The organism is Providencia sp. CIM-Carb-044 (genome assembly GCF_033901115.1).
Classification (GTDB): domain Bacteria; phylum Pseudomonadota; class Gammaproteobacteria; order Enterobacterales; family Enterobacteriaceae; genus Providencia; species Providencia hangzhouensis.
Map to the genome: position 1 here is coordinate 509009 of NZ_JAXADV010000003.1, position 21888 is coordinate 530896.

General features: G+C 41.1%; 18 protein-coding genes. 4 read left to right on the forward strand and 14 right to left on the reverse strand.

Features of this window, described 5'->3' with window-relative positions; all coding sequences use genetic code 11:
• Nucleotides 1–19 precede the first annotated feature (19 nt).
• Together SJ312_RS08805 and SJ312_RS08810 are read right to left on the reverse strand one after the other, a co-directional pair.
• Complete coding sequence (locus SJ312_RS08805) at nucleotides 20–1249, reverse strand: NAD(P)/FAD-dependent oxidoreductase (protein WP_153673148.1); 1230 nt, start codon at nucleotides 1247–1249, stop codon at nucleotides 20–22.
• Nucleotides 1246–2646 carry an NAD(P)/FAD-dependent oxidoreductase gene (locus SJ312_RS08810; protein ID WP_004260367.1) on the reverse strand — a complete coding sequence of 467 codons (1401 nt, stop codon included), beginning with the start codon at nucleotides 2644–2646 and terminating at the stop codon, nucleotides 1246–1248. The genes SJ312_RS08805 and SJ312_RS08810 overlap by 4 nt, the downstream gene beginning before the upstream one ends.
• A 241-nt stretch (nucleotides 2647–2887) precedes the next feature.
• On the opposite strand from SJ312_RS08810, the gene SJ312_RS08815 reads away from it, so the two are divergent.
• Both SJ312_RS08815 and eutH read left to right on the forward strand, forming a co-directional pair.
• Nucleotides 2888–4327, forward strand: coding sequence for an FGGY family carbohydrate kinase (locus SJ312_RS08815; protein ID WP_004260369.1), 1440 nt, complete (start codon nucleotides 2888–2890; stop codon nucleotides 4325–4327).
• A 22-nt stretch (nucleotides 4328–4349) separates the two neighbouring features.
• The gene (gene eutH, locus SJ312_RS08820) at nucleotides 4350–5600 is read left to right on the forward strand and encodes an ethanolamine utilization protein EutH (protein WP_187710491.1); all 1251 of its coding nucleotides are present in this window, start codon (nucleotides 4350–4352) and stop codon (nucleotides 5598–5600) included.
• 340 nt (nucleotides 5601–5940) lie between these two features.
• Here the strand turns inward: eutH and SJ312_RS08825 are convergent, their stop codons facing one another.
• The 9 genes from SJ312_RS08825 to apt all read right to left on the reverse strand — a co-directional run bounded on the left by SJ312_RS08825 (nucleotide 5941) and on the right by apt (nucleotide 16405).
• Nucleotides 5941–7254: an inosine/guanosine kinase gene (locus tag SJ312_RS08825; protein ID WP_036958371.1), complete on the reverse strand. Its 1314-nt coding sequence runs from the start codon at nucleotides 7252–7254 to the stop codon at nucleotides 5941–5943.
• A 106-nt stretch (nucleotides 7255–7360) separates the two neighbouring features.
• Nucleotides 7361–8482 carry an LPS O-antigen length regulator Wzz(fepE) gene (gene wzz(fepE), locus SJ312_RS08830; protein ID WP_036958286.1) on the reverse strand — a complete coding sequence of 374 codons (1122 nt, stop codon included), beginning with the start codon at nucleotides 8480–8482 and terminating at the stop codon, nucleotides 7361–7363.
• Between the two features lie 123 nt (nucleotides 8483–8605).
• Nucleotides 8606–9571, reverse strand: coding sequence for a ferrochelatase (gene hemH, locus SJ312_RS08835; RefSeq protein ID WP_094960967.1), 966 nt, complete (start codon nucleotides 9569–9571; stop codon nucleotides 8606–8608).
• Between the two features lie 181 nt (nucleotides 9572–9752).
• Entirely contained in the window at nucleotides 9753–10397 is a 645-nt protein-coding gene (adk, locus tag SJ312_RS08840) for an adenylate kinase (RefSeq protein WP_004260386.1), read from the reverse strand.
• A gap of 192 nt (nucleotides 10398–10589) precedes the next feature.
• A complete protein-coding gene (htpG, locus tag SJ312_RS08845) occupies nucleotides 10590–12458 on the reverse strand; it encodes a molecular chaperone HtpG (protein ID WP_164456286.1) in 1869 nt (622 codons plus the stop codon).
• Nucleotides 12459–12820: 362 nt separating this feature from the next.
• Nucleotides 12821–13420 carry a recombination mediator RecR gene (gene recR / locus SJ312_RS08850; protein WP_004260396.1) on the reverse strand — a complete coding sequence of 200 codons (600 nt, stop codon included), beginning with the start codon at nucleotides 13418–13420 and terminating at the stop codon, nucleotides 12821–12823.
• Nucleotides 13420–13749, reverse strand: coding sequence for a YbaB/EbfC family nucleoid-associated protein (locus SJ312_RS08855; RefSeq protein ID WP_004260403.1), 330 nt, complete (start codon nucleotides 13747–13749; stop codon nucleotides 13420–13422). The genes recR and SJ312_RS08855 overlap by 1 nt, the downstream gene beginning before the upstream one ends.
• Before the next feature lie 48 nt (nucleotides 13750–13797).
• Nucleotides 13798–15741, reverse strand: a complete 1944-nt coding sequence (dnaX, locus tag SJ312_RS08860) for a DNA polymerase III subunit gamma/tau (protein WP_096863266.1) — start codon at nucleotides 15739–15741, stop codon at nucleotides 13798–13800.
• 112 nt (nucleotides 15742–15853) lie between these two features.
• Complete coding sequence (gene apt / locus SJ312_RS08865) at nucleotides 15854–16405, reverse strand: adenine phosphoribosyltransferase (RefSeq protein ID WP_036958374.1); 552 nt, start codon at nucleotides 16403–16405, stop codon at nucleotides 15854–15856.
• 142 nt (nucleotides 16406–16547) lie between these two features.
• Here apt and priC point away from each other — a divergent pair, with 142 nt between their 5' ends.
• Both priC and SJ312_RS08875 read left to right on the forward strand, forming a co-directional pair.
• A complete protein-coding gene (gene priC, locus SJ312_RS08870; RefSeq protein ID WP_110592248.1) occupies nucleotides 16548–17096 on the forward strand; it encodes a primosomal replication protein PriC in 549 nt (182 codons plus the stop codon).
• Between the two features lie 18 nt (nucleotides 17097–17114).
• Complete coding sequence (locus SJ312_RS08875) at nucleotides 17115–17291, forward strand: DUF2496 domain-containing protein (protein WP_004260415.1); 177 nt, start codon at nucleotides 17115–17117, stop codon at nucleotides 17289–17291.
• Between the two features lie 5 nt (nucleotides 17292–17296).
• Here the strand turns inward: SJ312_RS08875 and mscK are convergent, their stop codons facing one another.
• The 3 genes from mscK to acrR all read right to left on the reverse strand — a co-directional run bounded on the left by mscK (nucleotide 17297) and on the right by acrR (nucleotide 21799).
• Nucleotides 17297–20674, reverse strand: a complete 3378-nt coding sequence (gene mscK, locus SJ312_RS08880) for a mechanosensitive channel MscK (RefSeq protein WP_110592249.1) — start codon at nucleotides 20672–20674, stop codon at nucleotides 17297–17299.
• Between the two features lie 108 nt (nucleotides 20675–20782).
• The gene (locus SJ312_RS08885) at nucleotides 20783–21136 is read right to left on the reverse strand and encodes a DsrE/DsrF/TusD sulfur relay family protein (RefSeq protein ID WP_110592250.1); all 354 of its coding nucleotides are present in this window, start codon (nucleotides 21134–21136) and stop codon (nucleotides 20783–20785) included.
• 12 nt (nucleotides 21137–21148) lie between these two features.
• A complete protein-coding gene (gene acrR / locus SJ312_RS08890; protein ID WP_094960963.1) occupies nucleotides 21149–21799 on the reverse strand; it encodes a multidrug efflux transporter transcriptional repressor AcrR in 651 nt (216 codons plus the stop codon).
• Nucleotides 21800–21888: the final 89 nt, after the last annotated feature.

The following is a 21888-nucleotide window of genomic DNA, read 5'->3' on the forward strand; positions in this document are numbered from 1 at the left end:
ACCATTTAACTTTCCAGCACTATACAACAGTGATGCTAATTTCAGTAGCTCCCCGTTGTATTTTTGTTAAATCAATGTTTTTCAGTAAAATACGTCGGGTTGGTAAGCAGCGATGCCGTTTTTCATATAACAGAGTATTCCCTGCCATAACACGGATGGTTCCGCTTACTGGTTGTGTAACTTTGATATTAAAATCAATCTGTCGCACCGATAAATCATCAATATCTATACATGCTGGAACACTAAAACAAATTTTCGGGTCATACTGCACAGGAATACATTGGGCCACTTTTAATTGCTGCTGATGATGATTCGCTAATAAATCGTCAGCAATCCGCTCTCCTGTCACCAATCCTTCTTGATAGCATTGGTCGCCCATATCGGCTGGATGCAACATATTACCAGCAGCATAGTAACTGGCATCTGAACAACGCCCATATTGGTCTGTTACCGGTTTTCCTGTCGCCGCATCAAACTCCAAATGGCTTTTACGGATTAACGTGTTTTCACCGACAAATTGCCCCGTAAAAATGACCGAATCACACATAATTTTGTGGCTTTTACCGTTAGTTTCAACAACCACATATTCCACACGATCTAAGCCACCAATTTCAGTAATTTTACTGTTTAGATGAATGGGGGTTCCCATCACTTTGGCAAATAACGTCGCGGGTTTAAACGCTAAAATCCGCTCGCCACTTTCAATCATCGCTTGGGCTTTAACACCGGCGTTTTTTAGTGTCCATAGCGCAGAAAAACTCACTAATTCACTGCCTACAATCACTGGATTACGGCAAGGCTTCTTACCGTTTAAATAAACAAATTGCTGTAATGCCCCGGCTGTTAATACCCCTTGAGGGCGCAAACCTGAAACTAAGCGCGGGTGTCGAGGTGTCTCTCTTACCCCCGTCGCTATCAATACTCGTTTAGCTTGCATTTCAACAAGGCCTTCTGGCGTTGAAACGGTTAATTTTCCATTAGGTTGTAACGCAGTCACGGTACTACGGGTGAAAATTGGCGTGTTTCCCAGTTGATTGACAATTTTTTCTGCAAATTGATTGCCTTTCATCGGCCGTTTAAAGGCTAATATGCCAAATGTAGGGTGCTGGCAGTGACGCGGAACACCTCCCGCCTGTGCTTCACGTTCAATAATAGCGATATTTTGAACACCACGACGGCGTAACGCCTGCGCTGCCGCAACACCAGTAGGGCCAGAGCCAATGATAATCACATCATAATTTAAACTCATTTTACGGCCTCCACTGCCAGTGTGTGGTCAAAGCGACCATTAATGATTTCAGCCACCTGACTACTACAATAAAACCCATTACAGCGCCCCATCATCACTCGTGTTCTGCGGCGTAAAGCGCCTAAACACTCAGGAGGAATATCCGAATCAAATGCGGCTTCAATCTCCCGCTGAGTTACTAATTCACAATGGCAAACAATACCGCCATTGCTTTTGCATTGGTAATCCCGTTGGTGATATTCAGAAATCATTGGCATGGTTGGCCAAATTAGCGCTTCTGGCGGTGACAATTCAAAAAGTGGTGTGAAGTTTTCTTGATACAATTTACCAAGATAGCTAGCCACCCCTAAAGCTGAAGTTAAGCCTGTTGAACGAATTCCCCCCGCACATATCCACTGCTTTTCAGGGTAATCATTAATGCGGTAATATTTTTCTTCTGTAGCAGGACGTAACCCCGCATAGGTTGCGGTCACACTGTAATTATGCAATGAAGGTAGCATACGTGAACCTTGGGCAATTAAGTCCTCAAGGACTTCCTGTTTTACCTCAGCTTTCCAGCGGTCATCTTGTTCTTCCGCTGTTGGACCAAGCAAAAGGTTGCCGAAGATAGTTTTTGATAACAATACGCCTTTTGTGATAGCGGTCGGTACAGGTAGGATAATTGCATTGATATCCGCCGCTGCGGCTTTATCATAGACGAGAAACTGCCCTTTACGTGGCTTTATTTGGAACGGTGATGGGTGGCAAATTGATTCAACAATGTCGCCATTAATTCCCGCACAATTAATGACTAAACGGGCAGAAAACTCACCTTTTGATGTGGTTAATCGCCATATTCCATCATTGAGTGCTCCACCGCTTACCTCACAATGAAAACGGTATTCAGCCCCATGTTTCACCGCTTGGGTTAAATACGAAAGTGGTGTACTCCATGGGTCAATAACCGCTTCACCTGGCACAGAAACAGCCGCGAGTGCTCCCGGTGCTAGATGAGGTTCTCTGCGATAGAGTTCTTCTTTATCAATAATTGCCACATCTAATACATTGTTAGTGTGTGCTTGCTCTACTATCGCGGGCAATTTACTGAGCTGCTCATCATTCCATGCAACCACTAATGCCCCTGTTTCAAGAAGAGGTAAATTCATTTTTTCTCTGATTTCAATGAATTCACGATACCCCTCTTGCATGCACTCAAGTTCTAGACTCCCTGGTGTGGCGTCAAAACCTGTGTGTAATAGCGCACTATTTGCCTTACTTGCTCCCGAAAGGATGTCACCTCCACGTTCAAGTAACAACGTGTTGGCACCCATCAGTGTGAATTTACGTGTCACAGCACAGCCAATGACACCACCGCCGATGACAATGACATCCCAAATTTTTTTATTATTAATATCCATGGCTGAGATCCTTAACTTAAAACTTGCACACATAAAACCACATAATTCCCACAATCACAATAATTAAAACAACACAAAGCACAACAGCAACCAAAAAATTACTCACATTGTTACTTTATTGTGATTTTTGTCACATTAGTGAAACTTACTGTGAGTTTTTTGTGGATTTTATTTCCGATTAAACGATAGTAAGCAAAAAAACAGACCTATTTACAACATTTATAACACTGGGAATACTGTGATGCTCAATCAACGTTATGCGGCTATCGATCAGGGAACAACGGGAACCCGGGTCGTTGTCTTTGAAGAAGGCGGCCATTATCACTCCCCTATGAGCATTCCTCATAAACAAATCACATTGAATAGTGGTTGGGTTGAACATGACCCAGAGGAAATACTGGCCAATATCATTAAATGCTTACATAGCTGTGAAGTGGTTGATGCTATTGGGCTTTGTCACCAAGGCGAAAGTATTGTGGCGTGGGATGCGGACAGCAAGCGCCCTTTATACAATGCTATTGTTTGGCAAGACTTACGGACAGAAAAAACCATCTCAATGCTCAAGGAAGCAGGGTTAGAGCCGCTGGTACAGTCTAAGTCAGGCTTACCGCTAGACCCTTATTTTTCCGCCAGCAAAATGGGTTGGATTATTGAAAATGTCGTCGGTGCGAAAACATTAGCGGATAAAAATAAATTACGTATTGGTACGATGGATGCATTCTTCCTCGACCGCTTATGTGGCGTATTTGTCACCGACTATAACTCAGCGTCCCGAACTTCATTACTCAATATTCATACCTTGGAGTGGGACCAAGAGCTATGTGACATTTTTGGTGTTCCCATCCATTGCTTGCCGCCTATTAAAGACAATATTGGTGACTTTGGCGCAATAAATCTTGATGGGCACCTCACCCCAGTCACCGCCATTATTGTTGACCAATTTGCTGGCACATTCGGCCATGGTTGTCGTGAAAAAGGCGATGCCAAAATCACCTTCGGTACAGGCGCGTTCTTGCAAGCACTTACTGGCACCGATATTCCACAAACTCATAACAGTGGTTTATTACCGACACTCTGTTGGAAGTTTCCCAACCAACCCCCTGTCTTTGGCTTAGATGGTGGCGTATACAACGCAGCATCTGCCATTAATTGGGCTCGCAAAATCGGTTTGTTTGACTCATTCGATGAACTGGGTGATTTCAGGGCTGAATCCGCCATTAAACGTGGTCTTGCCTTTGTCCCAGCGTTATCTGGTTTAGGGTGCCCATACTGGGATCGCAGTGCCGCAGGTCTCTGGGCTGGGCTTTCATTAGATACTGACAAAAAAGACATGATGCAGTCTGTCTTGGAAGGTATAGCAGCACGCTCCGCTGAAGTTATTTTTGCAATGGAAAAAATTTCACCGCTAGGCCAATCAATCTCAGTCGATGGAGGGCTTTCTTCAAATCAATATTTTAAGCAATTTTTAGCTAATTTATTACAAAAAGACATTGAAGCACCAGCAAACCGTGAAGTAACCGCACTAGGCGCTGCCTTATTGGCTCGCAAAGGCATAGGGATCACTCACGAAATGGCGGTAAGACGCAACGCTACTGTGACACATCCTGATGGAACGAATATGCAAGGTGTGATGGAACAATATCGCGACATCATTGCCCGTTCTCGCCAATTAAGACACTAAAATAATAAAAGGAAACCCTACCATGGCTGAATTCGGAAATTATATTATTTATTTGATCATGTGCGGAGCCATCATTGGCGCAGTCGCATCCATAGTGAAACCAACCAGTGAACTTGGGAAAGAGTTTGTTAACGGGATCTTTTCTATCGGCCCTGTATTTCTTGCTCAAGCGGGGATCATGGCCGCAGTGCCGCTGCTCTCACAGTTAATCTCTTACATTCTTGGCCCCGTCTTTTCCTCAGTCGGATCAGACGTCTCCATTGCGGCTTTATCGATTATTGCGGTTGATATGGGCGGTTACCAGCTAGCTGATGCTTTGACAACTAATCGAGATATGTGGATCACGGCAATGCTGATCGGTTATACCTCGGGTGCCACCATTGTTTACCTGATCCCTGTAGGGTTAACAATGTTAAATCGCAAAGATCATAAGTATCTTGCGCTTGGTGCAATGGCTGGGTTGATCTCAATACCATTTGGCGTACTCGCTTCGCTTCTGTTGATTACATTCAATAATATTCCTGTCAGGGATATTATTTCCACGAACTCACCGGCAGCACATCAATTAACCTTAGATTTCTTTACCATGTTGCAATACTTGATGCCGCTGTTTGTATTCTGTTTCTTATTGGCTGCTGGGCTAAAATATCGCCCGATGTTAATGGTAACCGGCTTCCTGATTTTCGGTAAAATCATGGATGCATTCGTCAAATTAGTCTTAGCGTTTTCCATTGTTGAACACTTTACTGGTGTATTCACTAAAGTTTTCGGCGCATGGGGCTTCGACCCACTATTTGCTGACCAAAATGAGCTATTCCGCGCCATCGAAATTGCAGGCTATATCGGTATTATGTTAGCGGGGACATTCCCAATTTGCTATCTGTTCCAACGCTACTGTAAGCCTTTAGTACGTGCATTAAGTAACCGTTTAAAGCTGAGCGATACGGGTTCTTTAGGATTTATTATGGTTATGGCAAACATTATTGCTACTTATCACTTATTCAAAGAAATGCGTGCGAGGGATAAAGTATTATGTGTCGCATTCGGTGTTTGTGCACAGGCAACCATCGGTGACCATCTTGCTTTCACCGCTAACTTCCAACCCACTCTCGTTTTACCTATTTTACTTGGTAAGTTGGTAGGTGGCTTCTTAGCGGTATTTATTGCGATTAAAATCTCAGTACCGCAGGCAATGCGTTATGAAGCTGAAGATGCAAAAGCAGCCAAAATAGTTAAAGAAGAAAGTGAACTCGCTGTTGCTAAACAACATTAATTAGCATTAATCATACTTATATATTTAAAGATAATTAGCTGTATGCCAAATATGAATACTCATAAAGTAGCATGCGGCTTTTATTTATTAGTCTGAAATTAACTCAAACTCTCATCAATTATTAATATTGTACTCACTATATGGTTATCTATATTAGTCATCATTAACCATTACATTATTTATAGATACATAATTTGAAGGTAAATAATTACCTTAATTAATAAAATTTAGTGACAACAACTCATCAAAATAATTGTTCAAAAAGAAAGGCACCTCAATAACAATTATATTGAAGTGCCTTAAAATCGATATCATTAATTAAAATGAGAATTATTTCGCTTTAACGTTCCCAATAAGACTCTTCTAAGCTATCTTCTTTTTCAGGTAAGCCACGAGTCAAACGAGGCGAATGCTGAGTTAATACTTGATAACTTACACGATTAGCATATTTACATACTTGAGCTAAAGAAGAATACGTTAAGTATTGGCGCTCATGTTTACTGGAATTAGGCACATTAGAACGGTGGTAAGAATTGGCGGTAATATCGTGAAGTAATGCCGATAAAGCCCCGTCTCCCGCCCCATTTGTGTTCATTATTTTCTCAGGTCCCCCCATATAAGGCTCGATATGAGAGAAAATTCGTAATGGAACTTGGCAATCTTGCTGGCGCATTGCTCGGCTAAACTCGTACAAGTTAAATTCTGCAATTGCCCCCGGTAATAGTGGATGTTGCGTCGTACGTTTATAGGCGTCTTCGGTGTAGCCTGCCATATACAGGCCTGATGGGCCCGCCGTACATAAAACTAAATCTACCCAGTCTAATGCCATATTAGAGGCAAGTAATGGGTCACTCAGCCCTGTCAGTTCCTGCGCTTCGTCTTCATTCATTGCAACTACTGAAATATGCTCCGCTAAAAAATCACGCCAAAACTGAGGGTCTTGAGCAATAACAAATTTAGTTCCAAGCGTTAACACGACGGGGACATTGTGCTTTTTCGCATATGCAATAGCCTGCATAGTCGCATCAGGCATGGTTTCTCCGGGTTTACAGCGGACTAAATAAGCCGTTAATACCAACGCAGAAGCCCCAGCAATAATGTCCTCGGGAATGCTATTTGGGTGCAAGCGATTCATATGGCCAGGGCTGATAGCAAACGTTCGCTCGCCATTTTCAGTGATCAAAGTAAAACAGCGCCCGATAGGGCCATCCACACCTTGTAGAAAATTCAAATCCATGCGACTTGAGGTGTGACACAAATAGCGATACGCATAGCTACCAATTTGGATGCTATTGCACATTGTGCCCAATAAAACTGACCTGTCATCGGCTAAAACCGAATAGTTGTGCAGCGTATTACCAATCGTTCCACCTGCAAACTCATGAGTAATCAAGGCATTATCTGTAAGTTCTTTATACAAAGCTTCGGCGACATCGTCTTCAATAACCAGCGAATGCCCCTTACTCAATTGATAGCGCTGAATGAAGTCGTCATCCACTTTCGCTTCAATATCGACTAATGTTTGGTCGATACCAACAATATAGGACTTACAATTCTCATCATCCGCCAATGTTTCTTTTAAAGGCTGTAATAAAGGATCTCTGAGACTAACAGGAAAATAGTGTTTTGACTTGCGTTGACCGGGGAATTTCATAATTAGAAGATTAACAATGGAACATCGCCCTATTCTAGCACGATAAAATAAAGCCAGCACCTGCAAAGAAGGCACTGGCCCCATTGTTTGTCATTTGGAAGTTATTTTATTGATTTTGATATTTATAATCGCGATAAAGCTCCCGACTTAACACAAATGCACAGCTCAAAATTAAACCGAGTATTGCGCTTAATGCAACAATTAACGATGATTTTGGTGAATCTTTATGCAACGGTAAGTCTGGCGTTAAAATAAACTTAACGGGTGTAAAATCTAATTCTTTAGCGGTTACTTCTTGTAAATTATCAAGGTAAATTTTACGGTTCTGTAAATTTTCGCTCATCAATGCCAAATCACGATTTTGGGTTTCAATCAGTAATTTTTTCTCTAAAGCTTCAGTTCCTAACGCAATAGGGTAATCAGGGTCATCATTGATAGCAACAGAATCGCTGGCTATCGGCTTTTCAATTCCAGCCGCTTTTGCAATATCAACGGCTCGTTTAAGCCTTTCAACCTTAACATCGTATTCAGTTTGAATTTTGCTAACTTCGCGTTTTAGTGACTCACTGGCATAAATAAGTTTCTCTGAAATCATATTGTCGATTTCAACTTTTAACTGTTGCCTTACTTTCGATGCGCTATAGCGAATATAACCTTCAAGTAAATCTTGGGCTTCCGTTGGCAAAGGTGCAGTAAAGCTCAAAACAATATCATTTGAAGTACTGTTTTTCTCTTTTGAGAGATCTTGAATTTTAATATCATTAGAAATGATTGAATTTACTAGCCTTTGTTGAGCAATAACATCATCTTTCGGGTCAATTTTCTCTGCCAGATTATGGTAATAATCAGTACTTCTTATATAACTTTCTTGATTAACTTTCGAACGATACTGGTCAACAAATGAATTAAAAATACGTTGAGCACTTAAATCAATAGGAATATCTAATACATCCAGTTGAGCTTTAAATGCGTTAACTTCTTTGAGCTCTTCAGATGCAGGAGGAATGACAATAGCAGTACTGCTCCATTTTTGAGGTAATAGTTTTACAACACCAACACTCACCACAATACAAACAACCGTAAATATAAGAATCAAAAATTTATGTTTTAACAAAATGGAAAACAAGGCCATTAAATCAATTTCATCGTTTTGCTGTATTTGAAATTGATGAGCAGAAGGTGACTTCTGCTCTATATTACCTTGTGGTGGCTGCTGCTTATTGCTCATATTAATTCCAAAAGACATAACATTTATTCAATCATTTATAATTTCAGATAAGTGATTATAGTCTATAATCAGCTTATTGATATATCGATAAGCAAACTTTTCTGCATTAATTTACTGAATTGATTACTTTAGAACATCTTGAATTATTGAATTAATCATATGAATGCTATTCGGATTATCATTTAATGCCGGTATATAATTATATTTGTTACCACCACTACTCATAAAAAACTCTTTATTTTGCTCGCTAATTTCTTCTAATGTTTCTAAGCAATCAACTGAAAAACCAGGACAAATGACCTGAACCGACTTTACGCCTTGGGAGGGTAATTCATGCATCGTTTTATCCATATATGGCATCAACCAAGGCTCACGTCCAAAGCGTGACTGATAGGTCAGCATGACTTTATCACTTGGGTAATTTAACGCTTCACGGAGCGCCTCTGCCGTTTTTTCACATTCCTGCTGGTAGATATCACCTGTATCACAATAACGCTGTGGAATACCGTGGAACGACAATATAAGCCTATCGGGTTCACCATGCAGAGCAAAGCTTTCTTCTATCGAAGCCACTAAAGCTTGAATATAAGCAGGGTGTGTCGCATAACTACGAATGAATTGCACGCTTGGAATGGTACGCCTACTTTCAAACGCTCTGGTTAATGCATCATAAACCGCAGCCGTTGTCGTGCAAGAATACTGTGGATACAGTGGAAGAACCACTAAATCGGTCACACCTTGGTCTAGCAAGCTATCCACCGCACTTTTGATTGAAGGCGAACCATAGCTCATGCCTATCTCTACGGCAATATTAGGTAATAGCTCAGCTAATTTTTGTTTTTGACGTAAAGAGTAAACCAATAATGGCGATCCCCCGTCTAACCAAATAGATTGGTATAACTTCGCCACTTTAGAAGAACGAAGAGGTAAAATCGCCCCATGTAAAATCGGCTTCCAAATCAAGCGGGGGACATCTATAACGCGTTTATCGCTAAGAAATTCGGCTAAATAGCGTTTCACTGCTGAGGTCGTTGGGGCATCAGGGGTTCCTAGGTTAGCTAACAAAATGCCGTATTTTTTTTCTGACATGAAACAACTCCTAATTGATAATTATTCCCAACTTTAGCACAGTTAATTAACGATTTTTGTCACCAAGTGGTATAAAAAACAAAGGCAGCGATCATCGCTGCCTCCATATAATACCTTATACTTAAAATAATTCGAATTGCAGTTACGATTACTGCAACACAAAGCATGGCAAGTACAAATATTAACCTAAAATTTTTGCTAGTTCTTCACTAACTTCTGCCACTTTACGAGTACCGTCTAATTTGAAGTACTTGGTATTACCTTGTTTAGCTTCATTTTGGTAATACGCAATTAAAGGTGCAGTTAATGCATGATATTCAACCAGACGCTTACGCACGGTGTCTTCTTGGTCATCTTTACGGATGGTTAATTCTTCACCTGTTACATCGTCTTTGCCTTCAACCTTTGGTGGGTTGAAGTTGATGTGGTAAACACGGCCTGATGGCGCATGTACACGACGACCAATGATACGTTCAACAATGATATCGTCTGGTACATCAAATTCCAGTACGTTATCAACCGTGATACCCGCTTCTTTCATCGCGTCCGCTTGTGGGATTGTACGAGGGAACCCATCCAACAAGAAGCCATTGCGGCAGTCATCTTGTTTGATGCGCTCTTTAACTAATGCGATAACTAATTCATCAGTAACTAATTTACCGTTATCCATCAGCTCTTTAGCTTGTAAGCCGAGTTCGCTCCCTGATTTAACAGCTGCACGTAACATGTCACCTGTTGAAATTTGAGGGATCCCAAACTTTTCCATAATAAATTGAGCTTGAGTGCCCTTACCAGCGCCTGGAGCGCCAAGCAGAATGATACGCATTGCGTAAACCCCTTGCTATTTAGATTTTTATAATTTGAAAAGAAAACAAGCTACCATACCATTAGCATACGGCTTTACTCAAGAACACACGTAAACGATTTCGCATTTATCTTTTTTCGCAAAAGAAAAAAACCACGCTAAAGCACAAGCAAAAGCGCGGTTTATGCTCAATATCGAAAATATCAAATTAAATTACTTTAAAAGTAATTCATTGATTTTACGAATAAATAGGTTTGGATCTTCCAATGTACCACGTTCTGCTAATAATGCTTGATCCAACAATACATCTACCCAATCAGCAAACACAGATTCATCTGACACTTCTGCGGCTTTTTTCACCAATGGATGTGTTGGGTTCAATTCGAAGTTATATTTTACTTCTGGCGCGGCTTGCCCTGCTGCTGCAAACAGTTTTGCCATTTGTGTACTCATTTCATCCGCATCTGTCGTAACAATGGCAGGCGTATCCGTTAAGCGATGTGTGAGTTTAACTTCTTTAACACGCTCACCAAGGAATGATTTAACGCGTTCAACAAATGGCTCTAATTGCTTATCCGCTTCCTCTTGTTCCGCTTTGTTTTCATCCGCTAGCTTATCTAATGACTCGTCTGCTTTACTCACGGATTGGAACTGTTTACCGTCGAATTCAGACAGATAGTTCATCATCCATTCGTCAATACGGTCAGATAACAGTAGGACTTCAATACCTTTTTTACGGAATAGCTCAAGGTGTGGGCTGCCTTTCGCCGCCGCATAGCTATCTGCAGTGATATAATAGATTTTATCTTGGCCTTCAACCATGCGGCTTACATAATCTTCTAAAGAAACATTCTGTACGCTGCTATCGGTATGAGTTGTTGCAAAACGCAGAAGTTTAGCAATAGTTTCACTATTTGCCATATCTTCCGCAGGGCCTTCTTTCATCACCAAGCCAAATTGTTGCCAGAAGGTTTGGTATTTTTCTGTGTCAGATTTAGCCAGTTTCTCAAGCATTTGCAGAACACGTTTCGTTAATGCGCTGCGTAAACTACGAGTTAATGCGCTGTCTTGCAGTATTTCACGAGACACGTTCAGTGGTAAATCATTGGAATCCAACACACCACGAATAAAACGCAGGTAATTAGGCATAAACTGTTCTGCGTCATCCATAATAAATACGCGTTGAACATAGAGTTTCAAGCCGTGCTGTTGGTCACGATTCCATAGGTCAAATGGCGCTTTAGACGGCACATACAGCAAGCTCGTATACTCTTGCTTACCTTCTACACGGTTATGTGACCATGTTAGTGGGTCTGCGTAGTCATGGGAAATATGTTTATAGAATTCAGCGTATTCTTCGTCTGAAATTTCAGATTTGCTACGAGTCCACAATGCTTTCGCTTGGTTAATTTTTTCCCAAGTTACCGTACCGTCTTCTTCATTTTTTTCTTCGATTTCAACTGGTAAAGCAATATGGTCAGAATATTTGCTAATCACTGAACGTAAGCGCCAGTTATCCAGATATTCCTTTTCATCATCGCGCAAATGCAAAGTGATTTCAGTGCCGCGTTCCGCTTTTTCAATATCAGCGATGGTGTATTCACCTTCACCAGCAGATTCCCAGAACACACCTTCATCGGCAGGGGCACCAGCTGCGCGGCTACGTACAGTCACTTTATCAGCCACAATAAATGCAGAATAGAAGCCCACACCAAATTGACCAATCATTTGGCTATCTTTGACTTGGTCACTACCTAATGACTCTAAGAATGCTTTTGTGCCTGACTTCGCGATAGTGCCGAGGTTTTCAATCACCTCTTCACGGCTCATACCGATACCGTTATCACTGATGGTCAATGTACCTTTTTCTTTATCGGCACTAATACGCACGCGCAGGTCACCATCGTTTTCATACAGTTCTGGTTTAGATAATGCACGAAAACGCAGTTTATCCGCCGCATCTGATGCGTTGGAGATCAATTCACGTAAGAAAATCTCTTTATTTGAATAAAGAGAGTGGATCATTAATTGGAGGAGTTGTTTAACTTCTGATTGGAAACCACGAGTTTCCTGTCCTTTCATACTCATTAATCGCCTCTATTTCATCAATTCAATTGGATAGGTTTGACTTATCGATGCAGATTAATTGGGGGCGAAAAAATAGAATTCAACCACTAACCACAAATTAGAAGCTAAATTAATATGAATGAAAGGAAATGACCGAAGACTACGATGCTTTTGCTTGAAGGATATTTTTGAATTAAGGGTTTTGCTTTGAGGGGTTTGCCTTTAAATTTTAAAAACAGCACCTCACCATCATCCTCTAAATAATTTGTGCCGTAGCTAGGCGTCGAATGCATTAATCCCTGGGAGCATACACAAGTATGTGACTAGGGTTGATGCATGAAGACAACAACGCTACGGCGCAAAGAATGACGAGGACTTTAGAGCCGTTGGCGCCCCGCCAACGAGTGAGAAAGTGTGGTTCCATCAACCATTTCCAACTCCCCCCCCACAGGCACCCCGTGTGCAATTCGGCTCGCAGCCACCCCATATTGCGCGCACATTTGCCCAATATAGTTTGCTGTCGCTTCACCTTCAACCGTTGGGTTGGTTGCTAAAATCACTTCATTGATAGTCTCTGATGCCAAACGCTCTTCTAGTCTATCAAGACCGATATCCATTGGGCCAATACCATCAAGTGGTGACAAATGCCCCATCAGCACAAAATAACGCCCGGAAAATTGCCCGGTTTGTTCTATTGCATAGATATCTGCTGGGCTTTCAACAATACAAATCAAACCATTTTGTTGGCGGCGAGGGTTATCGCAGATATTACAGACCTCTTGTTCTGTAAATGTTCTGCAATCACGGCAGTGACCTATTTCAGACATGGCACGAGTGAGCGATTGCGCTAAACGCATTCCCCCACTGCGGTCACGCTGTAAAAGATGAAAAGCCATTCGCTGCGCTGACTTGGGGCCAACCCCTGGGAGACAGCGCAGAGCTTCCATCAAAGATTCAAGAAGCGGACTTGTTTGCATTAGAATGGCATCTTAAAGCCTGGTGGTAATTGCATACCACTGGAAACACTCGCCATTTTTTCTTTCTGCGTTTCTTCGATACGACGAGCAGCATCATTAAATGCCGCAGCAATCAAGTCTTCTAACATTTCTTTGTCGTCTTCGAGTAAGCTAGGGTCAATTTCAACACGGCGGCAGTTGTGTGAGCCGTTAATCGTCACTTTAACTAAGCCAGCACCAGATTCGCCTGTAGCTTCTAGTTGAGCGATTTCTTCCTGAACTTTTTGCATTTTATCTTGCATTTGCTGGGCCTGTTTCATCAGGTTACCCAATCCACCTTTACCAAACATAGTTATCTCTCACAACTGAGGCTACAGCTTAACAATGAGACTGTAGCGTTAAACGGGGCGAATACTCTCTTCATCTAATTGCGCATCAAACATTGAGCGCAGTTTTTGAATCGTTTTATCCGCAATAATAGACTGGCGCGCTTGTGCCAGTTTTTCTTCATAAATCGCCTGTCGCCATTCTAGCGGGGTTTTCACCTCGCTATTATCATCATGAACGATTTTCAGTTCAACAGTACGACCATATAGTTCGCTCAGAGCTTCTTCCAATGCTTTATGTGCCGATGGTTTATCGAGGTGCTTCTGAGCCGAGCGCAAATGTAAAACAATTTGCGACTCACTTAATTCTTCTATATATGAATTCAAAGCTAATTGTTCAACCAGCTTGGGAATATTTAATTTTGCAATTTTCCCAGACCAGCTATCACGAATTCGCCCTTCCTCAATAATTTTAGCGGCTAATTCAGGCGTTTTTTCATATTCCAACGCCTCTTTGATTTCACTTGGCGTTGTTATTGCCTCTTTTGGTGCCATCGCCTCTTCATTTTGAGGCTTCCATTGGTACTGCTTTGGTTTTTGTGGTTTTGCTGCCTGAGCCGCTTTATTTACCACATTTTGTTGATGTTTGCTGGTCACGGCGGCCAGCCTTTCCAGTGCTGATGCCGCCGGCTTAGCCCTTTCAGGCATCACCGGTTTAGCCTTTTTTGGGCTAGGATCCTCACTTTGTGGAGATTGTAGCGCCTGCCTAGCCTTCAATAACTGTAACGTTGGGCTATTGTCTGGCAGATTTTCTGCTCGCGCTTGAACAGGAGGCACCCTTTGCACCATATTTGGTGCAGCAGGCGATGCCGATTGAACAGCCGCCTGCGTAATAACTTTTGGTGGAGCTTCAATTTCAGCAATCACATTTTTCGGATGAAAAGCTAATGCACGTAACAATGCCATTTCAACCCCCATACGCCGCTCAGGGGCATAGGGGAGTTCTTTTCTTCCAACTAATAATGTTTGGTAAAACAGTTGGAGATCTGCAGGAGAAATTACCCTTGCGACCTGCCGTAACCGCCCTTCTGTCGATGATGGGTCTGTTTCTTGTTCAGCAGGAAGCAGTTGGATCATCGCGATACGGTGTAATTGCGACAAAACTTCCACCAGCAAGTTTTCCCAATCCGCACCGCGACTAGCAGCTTGCTCCACCTGCTCCATTACCGCCATGCTATCGGCACGTACTAACGCTTCAATAATCGCTAATGGCTGTTCATCATCAAGGGTTCCTAGCATTTGGCTAACTATATCAGCCGTTACTTTCCCTTGCCCCATCGCAATGGCTTGGTCAGTTAAGCTTAATGCATCACGTAAACTGCCATCCGCCGCTCTTGCAATAAGCTGGCGAGCTCGTTGGTCATGTTCAATATTTTCTGCATTCAGAATAAGTTCAAGCTGTTCACTGATTTGCGTGACATCTAATGCTTTTAGGTGGAATTGCAAACAGCGAGACAAAATGGTCACGGGGAGTTTTTGCGGGTCCGTCGTCGCCAACAAAAACTTCACATGTTCAGGCGGTTCTTCAAGGGTTTTTAATAACGCATTGAAACTATGACGAGACAACATGTGTACTTCGTCAATTAAATAAACTTTGAAGCGCCCACGTGCCGGCGCGTATTGGACGTTGTCTAATAATTCACGAGTATCTTCGACTTTGGTTCGGGAAGCCGCGTCAATTTCAATTAAGTCAACAAATCGCCCTTGTTCTATTTCAAGGCAGTTGGCACATTTACCACAAGGTGATGCAGTGATCCCTGTTTCGCAATTAAGGCCTTTGGCAAATAGGCGAGCAATCGTCGTTTTTCCTACACCACGTGTACCGGAGAAAAGATAGGCGTGATGAAGCCGCTGATGCGTTAGCCCATTAGCGAGTGCAGTCAAAACGTGCTGTTGGCCAACAACGTCTGAAAATTTTTGGGGGCGCCACTTACGGGCAAGTACCTGATAGCTCATGGATTCCACTGTCATTTAACATGGTACGTGAATATATATAATCATAGTACCATGCTACCACAGCCTCAACCTATACAGCGAGACTGTGATAAAAATAGAGGGAAAATAAAGATTAGTGGCCTGGGAATTCAACAAGGCTATAAGAAGAAACACCTTCTTTTTGCAGGCGCTCAACGCCGCCAAGGTCAGGTAAACAGATGATAAATGCGGCATCAACAACATTAGCACCTAGTTGTTTGATCATTTTAACTGTCGCTTCCACTGTACCACCTGTGGCAAGTAAGTCATCAACCACTAAGACATTATCTTCAGGGCTGATACTATCTTTATGGATTTCAAGTGTATCCGTGCCATATTCAAGGTCGTAAGTCATACTCAATACTTCACGTGGTAATTTCCCTTTTTTACGTACAGGGACAAAACCTACGCCTAAACGTAATGCAACTGGAGCGCCGAATAGAAAACCACGCGCTTCAGTTCCTACAATTTTAGTGACGCCTTTATTTTGATAATGTTCCACTAGCATATCAATCGTTGCTTGGTATGCAGCAGGGTTATTTAATAAAGTCGTAATGTCACGAAAGATCACACCTTCGATTGGATAATCTTGGATAGATGCGATACTTTCTTTAATCAATTGCAGTTGTTGCTCTTTAGCGGTCATAATAAAAGCCATGTAGTAAACACGAAAGTGTAGAATCTATGTAAAGTACCATAAAAATGCAATAAGAAGCCGTCAATTTGGCATCAGTTTTGTTGCTGAATATCAATTTTCCGCTATTTTTCACATTTAATGAGAACAAAAAATGAAAATTCCCGCTCTTTTGGATGCGTTAAAAAAGCAAATTGATGAATTGAAAACACGAGTGGAGCCCATAAAAGACCTTGAGTTTTCACATTCACGTTTCGATATGCAATTGTTTAGCCGCAAATCAACCCGTTTAGGGGATTGCCAAAATGAATTACAGACCTTGTACCAGCAATTGTGCCATAGCGTAACGTTAAACCACACTGAGCAAGTTAATTTTCTTACTGAAAAAATCGTCCATCAAATGCAGGCAATTTCGCGAGAGATCTCTACACAAGCTTTACGTGAAAAAGAATCAAATTTTACTAAGAAAAAGGAACAAGTTGATTTATATGAACGTTTATCACAACACCAAGACTATGAACGACGCTTGCAGGCCATGGTGAGTGAAAAAGAACTTCATTTAAGTGAGCTAACCGACCACCGTTTGCAGCACCAGTGCCAAAAAGAACTCGCTGTACTCGCAGGCCGTTTGTACCGTTGCCGCCAAGCACTTTTGCGTATTGAAAAAGCCATTGAACATCAAGAAAATCAATATTTTGATTAAATCTTAGAAGGAATCAGTATGAGTTCACTCAAGGATGCTCCACAAGAAATCCAACTTGCTGTTGATTTAATCTACTTATTAGAGACGTCTGAGATAGAAGCTGATGTGGTTCTCAAAGCACTTGAAATCGTGAAAAATGATTATATTGCAAAACAAGTGCAAGCAGCAAAAACTGCCTGCACCAAAGAAACTTAATGAGTTTAGTGCGTTTTATCATCACTATCTTTAGGTGTTCGCTTCACTTCTTGCACTTCATCACCTTTACTATTGTGTAAATGCACTTCTAACTGATTGAATGCAATATCAATATCATTTTCTCGACATAGTTTGTCTATCGCACGGTTCACTTCATCGCTGGTTACGCCACGGTCACCAATCTGCCGTACATAAAAACGTAATTCGTGATCTAACGTGCTTGCACCAAAACTGGTGAAATAGACATTAGGAGCAGGTTCAGTCATTACCTTGCTATTATTGGTTGCCGCAGACAATAAAACGCGTTTCACTTTATCAAGATCAGAGCCATATGCCACACCGATCGCTATGGTGATACGTGTGACGGTGTCCGATAGCGACCAGTTGATCAACCGTTCAGTCACAAAAGCCTTATTAGGAATGATCACTTCTTTGCGATCAAAATCAACGATGGTTGTCGCACGAATGCGAATTTTACTGACTGTTCCTGAATAGGTCCCAATAGTGACGGTGTCGCCAATACGGATCGGCCGTTCAAACAGTAAAATGATCCCTGAAACAAAGTTAGCAAAAATTTCTTGTAAACCAAACCCTAACCCGACAGTTAAAGCTGCTGCCAACCATTGCAATTTGTTCCATGTCACGCCAATCATACCTAATGAGGCGATCGCCCCAATCCCGACAATAATATAAGTTAATATTGTCGTGATCGCATAAGTAGAGCCCTGACGGAGTTTTAACCGTGATAATACCAACACTTCCAGTAGTCCAGGGAGGTTTCGCGTCATTACCCAAGACACAATGATAATCACAAGAGCTAAAATTAAATTCGCTAACGTCACGAATTGTAAGATATTTCCCCCTTCTGCCGATGTGGCAGTATAGCTCCATAAGTTCACGCTATCTAAGAAAGAGAAAATGGTTATAAAATCAGACCAAATCGTATAAAACGCCAAAGCGAAAATAATAAACAACACCATTGTTGTGAGACGTAATGATTGCTGGCTAATCAGCTCAATAGTCATTGGTGGCTCTTTAATTGGCTCGTTTTCTGCATCTTCTTGCTTCGACATCGCACGGCGTTCTATAGCACGTTGATATGCTAATTTACGAGCAACCAGTGTTAAACCTCTCAAACACGCGCTATAAGTGATATACCATAGGAGTAATAGGTATAAACTGTCTATCCAACGGTTTGCCAAGCGCAATGTGGTGTAATAATACCCCGCCATCATTAAGCCCACTAAAATTAATGGCGAAAATGTCAACAATGTCACAACGATACTACGCGTTAAGTGACTCCCTTTCTCTTGCCAAACTTGTTTGCAAAATGGGATAGTAAAGATGCACAGTAGAATAAGAGAAACCAGCACGATCAACTGGCCAATCACGTCCTCAGACACTTTCAGTGGGTTGCTAACACCATAAGTAGAAAAGAAAATGAGTGGCAATAGAGGAATAGATAGCCTGATCATCCTGCGTCGAGTCTGGGATATTTTTTCTTTTTCGATACCAAAGTGTTTTTGTGCAATACCTTGTGGTTTTAATACTCGGAAAGTCAGCTCAAATAATGCCCAAAATATCGCCAATTGTTGGCAAAATTGCCAAAAGAATGGCCCTTGTACATTCCCTGTTTTCAAAAACCAATAGCCAAATGCCAGTAAAAACAGTGAAATAGGTAATGTTTGCATTAATGTTAACAACAGTGCCAACGGGGTACTTAATACACTGTCATTACGTAAGCTGGAAAGCCGTTGGTCAATATCCTGCAGTCGGTTACTAATTTTGCGATTAAACCAAATAAACAGCAATGCGACTAAAACCAGTGGAACAACGACCAATAATGAAGCCGTCACTCCACGCTTAATACTACGATTCGATAAACTAAAATCAAAATTATGAATCTGTGCTGCCGCAGCTTCTGGAAAACCTTTAACCCATTCCAAATCCATCGGTTTATTACTATTCACCCAAAATATTTGCTGCGCCAAGGTATTTTCAAGAGACCCCACTACACTCAATAATTGGTTTTGATCAAGTTGCAAGTTGATTGCTTGGGAAATTTGCCCGCCAAGCTGCTGGTTGAGTTCATCTAATAACCCACGACGTACTTCCAATAGTTTCAATAACGTAGATTTATCCTCAGCGGATAATAATGCGCTATTTGCCAGCTCATCCCCTGTTTTTACCTCAAATTGCTGTTCCAACTTAGTAATATAATCATTAGGTTGATAAAGCTCATCACGCTGTTGGTTAATATCAAATTGCTCAAGCCGCAAATCAGCAATCGTTGTGGGTAAATTTTTAGTTAAAATGTCTGGCGGCAAGTCAATTTGTTGTTGAAATAAAATTCGTGAGAGCAATAAACTACCGCGTAATACATTAATTTGCTCTTTTAAATTTCGTTCGGACTGCGTCGCTCTTTCAAGCCATGTTTTAACTCGAATACCATTTTGCACCAGTTTATTGCTATTTTCGGTCACTGCGATTAAACGGTCACTGAGCGCATTATTAATCGCAATTTCTTTTTGAATAATGGGATTCTGTTGCGCTTCAATATCGGTTTCAGAAGTACTCAGCGCCTCGCGTACCGTTGATTGGGAGTCATTTAGTCGGCGATGGCTAATCGCATTTTGTACTTGCTGAATATGGTGTTCCAATTGCTCAATATATGCTGCGGTATAATCACGTTGTTTTTGCAGCACATCTTGTAATTGAGTGTTAGCCTGTAGAATACGTTTTTGATATTCATTTTGTTGCTGCAATAAATACTGTTCAACTTGCAGCATGGTAATTTGAGTAGGTCTTAAATTCACAGATTCATTCAATGAACTATTTAGCTCATTGCGAATTTCTTGTAAGCGCCTCGCATTTTCCAACATCATCGCTTGTGCCCTTTCAGGCTGTGTCTGTAAGCCAATTAATTGGCTACTATAGGTTGCAAGGTCATTTTGTTCTGTTTGCAGATTTTCTAAATAAGAGGCTTGTAATGCTTCTAATTGTGAAAGAGAACTATCTTGTATTTTTCGTAGAAAATTTTCAGTGCGTTGCTCATTTTCATTTTTTATTTGCAACAAACCTTGTGCTGCTTGTTTCGATTCTTCACTCGCGCTATTCAGTTTTTTTTGCAGTTCAGCCGTTCGCTGTTCGAGTTTATCCAGCTCGTTATAAAAATCTGAGGTTTTTTCCAGATCAGCGAGAGTAAGTTTATCTTCCTCATTGAGTGAACTTTTTTTATTCAATGCGTTGAGCGCACTTTTTATTTCATTCTTATCAGGTAAGTTATTTGATGTTAATGCCGTAATTGAACTAGAAAAAGATATGATGAAAAAAAACAGTGTTATTGATACTAACTGCCGCCACTTCCATTGTTGTTTCATCATAATGGCATTCCTTTATACAAATAATAATATTGTTTAATTAAACCAAAGTGCCGATAGTCACCTATCAACACTTACTTTCACCTAATTAAACACATTTTACGTAAAATGTTAGAAAGTTAATACTTTATCTGCCGTTAATGTCCAGCTTGCAAGCTCGACTAACGTGCCTACCTCAACACCATCAGCAAGGGTTAACTCACTTACACCTCGGGCATCTGTACAAGTTTTACATAATTTAACGGGGACATTTTGTGCCGTTAAAATCTCTAACATTTGTTGAAGATTATAGCCTTCTTTCGGCTTTTGAGCTGCCAAACCTGCGGTCACAGCATCTGACATCAGAAATATTTTTAAATCTAACTGCGGCTCTTGCTCTTTTAACGTTATCGCTAATCGCAATGAGTTGAACAATATTTCACTGCCGTAAGGTGCGCCATTAGCAATAATCAAAATAGAGGTCATATTGTACTCCACTTATTCAGTTTGAATGGGTTTTAACCGGATTGCGGTATTACATTTTAGTGTTTCTAATAGTGTATCAACCAATGTAATTGTATGTTGATTAGTATTAAAATTTTCTGATTGGAGTAGCCAGTTTTCTAACAAACCAGACATTAATGAACGGATCATAATCGCAGCACATTCCACATCAAGATCAGCAGGAAGTTGACCTGCATCAATACAGGCAGTCAAGTTATCAACTATTCGACATTGACTTGCGACATAATTAGCGCGTTTAAAATCAACTAACTCTGCCATTTCGCCAACTAATTCACACTTCAAAAAGAAAATTTCCATCAAAGCGCGGTTTTTAGGGCTTTCAATAAAATCAGTCAAAATATAAACTAATAATTCTCTTAGTATTGAAAGTGGATCATTGGTATATTTAGAACGATAATATTCTTCAGCTTGTACTATTTGGTTATCACCAAATTCACAAGCTTGATAAAAAAGATCAACTTTGTTTTTGAAATGCCAATATATTGCACCTCGGGTAACCCCCGCTGCTTTTGCAATATCGGCTAATGATGTGGCAGAAACTCCTCGTTCAGAGAATGTTTTGATGGCAGCATCTAATATTTCCTGACGGGTTTCTTCAGCCTGTTGTTTAGTTTTTCGTGCCATTGTGACCCGTTTCTATCGAAAGCTGATTTACATACATTCGTGTATGTTTGTACTATAGCATAGTGATAAATCATATTGTTTACCATTTT

What these genes read in the sequence shown, in the direction of transcription:
- SJ312_RS08805 (WP_153673148.1), bottom strand. Translation starts at nt 1,249, where the DNA reads ATGAGTTTAAATTATGATGTGATTATCATTGGCTCTGGCCCTACTGGT.
- SJ312_RS08810 (WP_004260367.1), bottom strand. Translation starts at nt 2,646, where the DNA reads ATGGATATTAATAATAAAAAAATTTGGGATGTCATTGTCATCGGCGGT.
- SJ312_RS08815 (WP_004260369.1), top strand. Translation starts at nt 2,888, where the DNA reads ATGCTCAATCAACGTTATGCGGCTATCGATCAGGGAACAACGGGAACC.
- eutH (WP_187710491.1), top strand. Translation starts at nt 4,350, where the DNA reads ATGGCTGAATTCGGAAATTATATTATTTATTTGATCATGTGCGGAGCC.
- SJ312_RS08825 (WP_036958371.1), bottom strand. Translation starts at nt 7,254, where the DNA reads ATGAAATTCCCCGGTCAACGCAAGTCAAAACACTATTTTCCTGTTAGT.
- hemH (WP_094960967.1), bottom strand. Translation starts at nt 9,571, where the DNA reads ATGTCAGAAAAAAAATACGGCATTTTGTTAGCTAACCTAGGAACCCCT.
- adk (WP_004260386.1), bottom strand. Translation starts at nt 10,397, where the DNA reads ATGCGTATCATTCTGCTTGGCGCTCCAGGCGCTGGTAAGGGCACTCAA.
- htpG (WP_164456286.1), bottom strand. Translation starts at nt 12,458, where the DNA reads ATGAAAGGACAGGAAACTCGTGGTTTCCAATCAGAAGTTAAACAACTC.
- recR (WP_004260396.1), bottom strand. Translation starts at nt 13,420, where the DNA reads ATGCAAACAAGTCCGCTTCTTGAATCTTTGATGGAAGCTCTGCGCTGT.
- SJ312_RS08855 (WP_004260403.1), bottom strand. Translation starts at nt 13,749, where the DNA reads ATGTTTGGTAAAGGTGGATTGGGTAACCTGATGAAACAGGCCCAGCAA.
- dnaX (WP_096863266.1), bottom strand. Translation starts at nt 15,741, where the DNA reads ATGAGCTATCAGGTACTTGCCCGTAAGTGGCGCCCCCAAAAATTTTCA.
- apt (WP_036958374.1), bottom strand. Translation starts at nt 16,405, where the DNA reads ATGACCGCTAAAGAGCAACAACTGCAATTGATTAAAGAAAGTATCGCA.
- priC (WP_110592248.1), top strand. Translation starts at nt 16,548, where the DNA reads ATGAAAATTCCCGCTCTTTTGGATGCGTTAAAAAAGCAAATTGATGAA.
- SJ312_RS08875 (WP_004260415.1), top strand. Translation starts at nt 17,115, where the DNA reads ATGAGTTCACTCAAGGATGCTCCACAAGAAATCCAACTTGCTGTTGAT.
- mscK (WP_110592249.1), bottom strand. Translation starts at nt 20,674, where the DNA reads ATGATGAAACAACAATGGAAGTGGCGGCAGTTAGTATCAATAACACTG.
- SJ312_RS08885 (WP_110592250.1), bottom strand. Translation starts at nt 21,136, where the DNA reads ATGACCTCTATTTTGATTATTGCTAATGGCGCACCTTACGGCAGTGAA.
- acrR (WP_094960963.1), bottom strand. Translation starts at nt 21,799, where the DNA reads ATGGCACGAAAAACTAAACAACAGGCTGAAGAAACCCGTCAGGAAATA.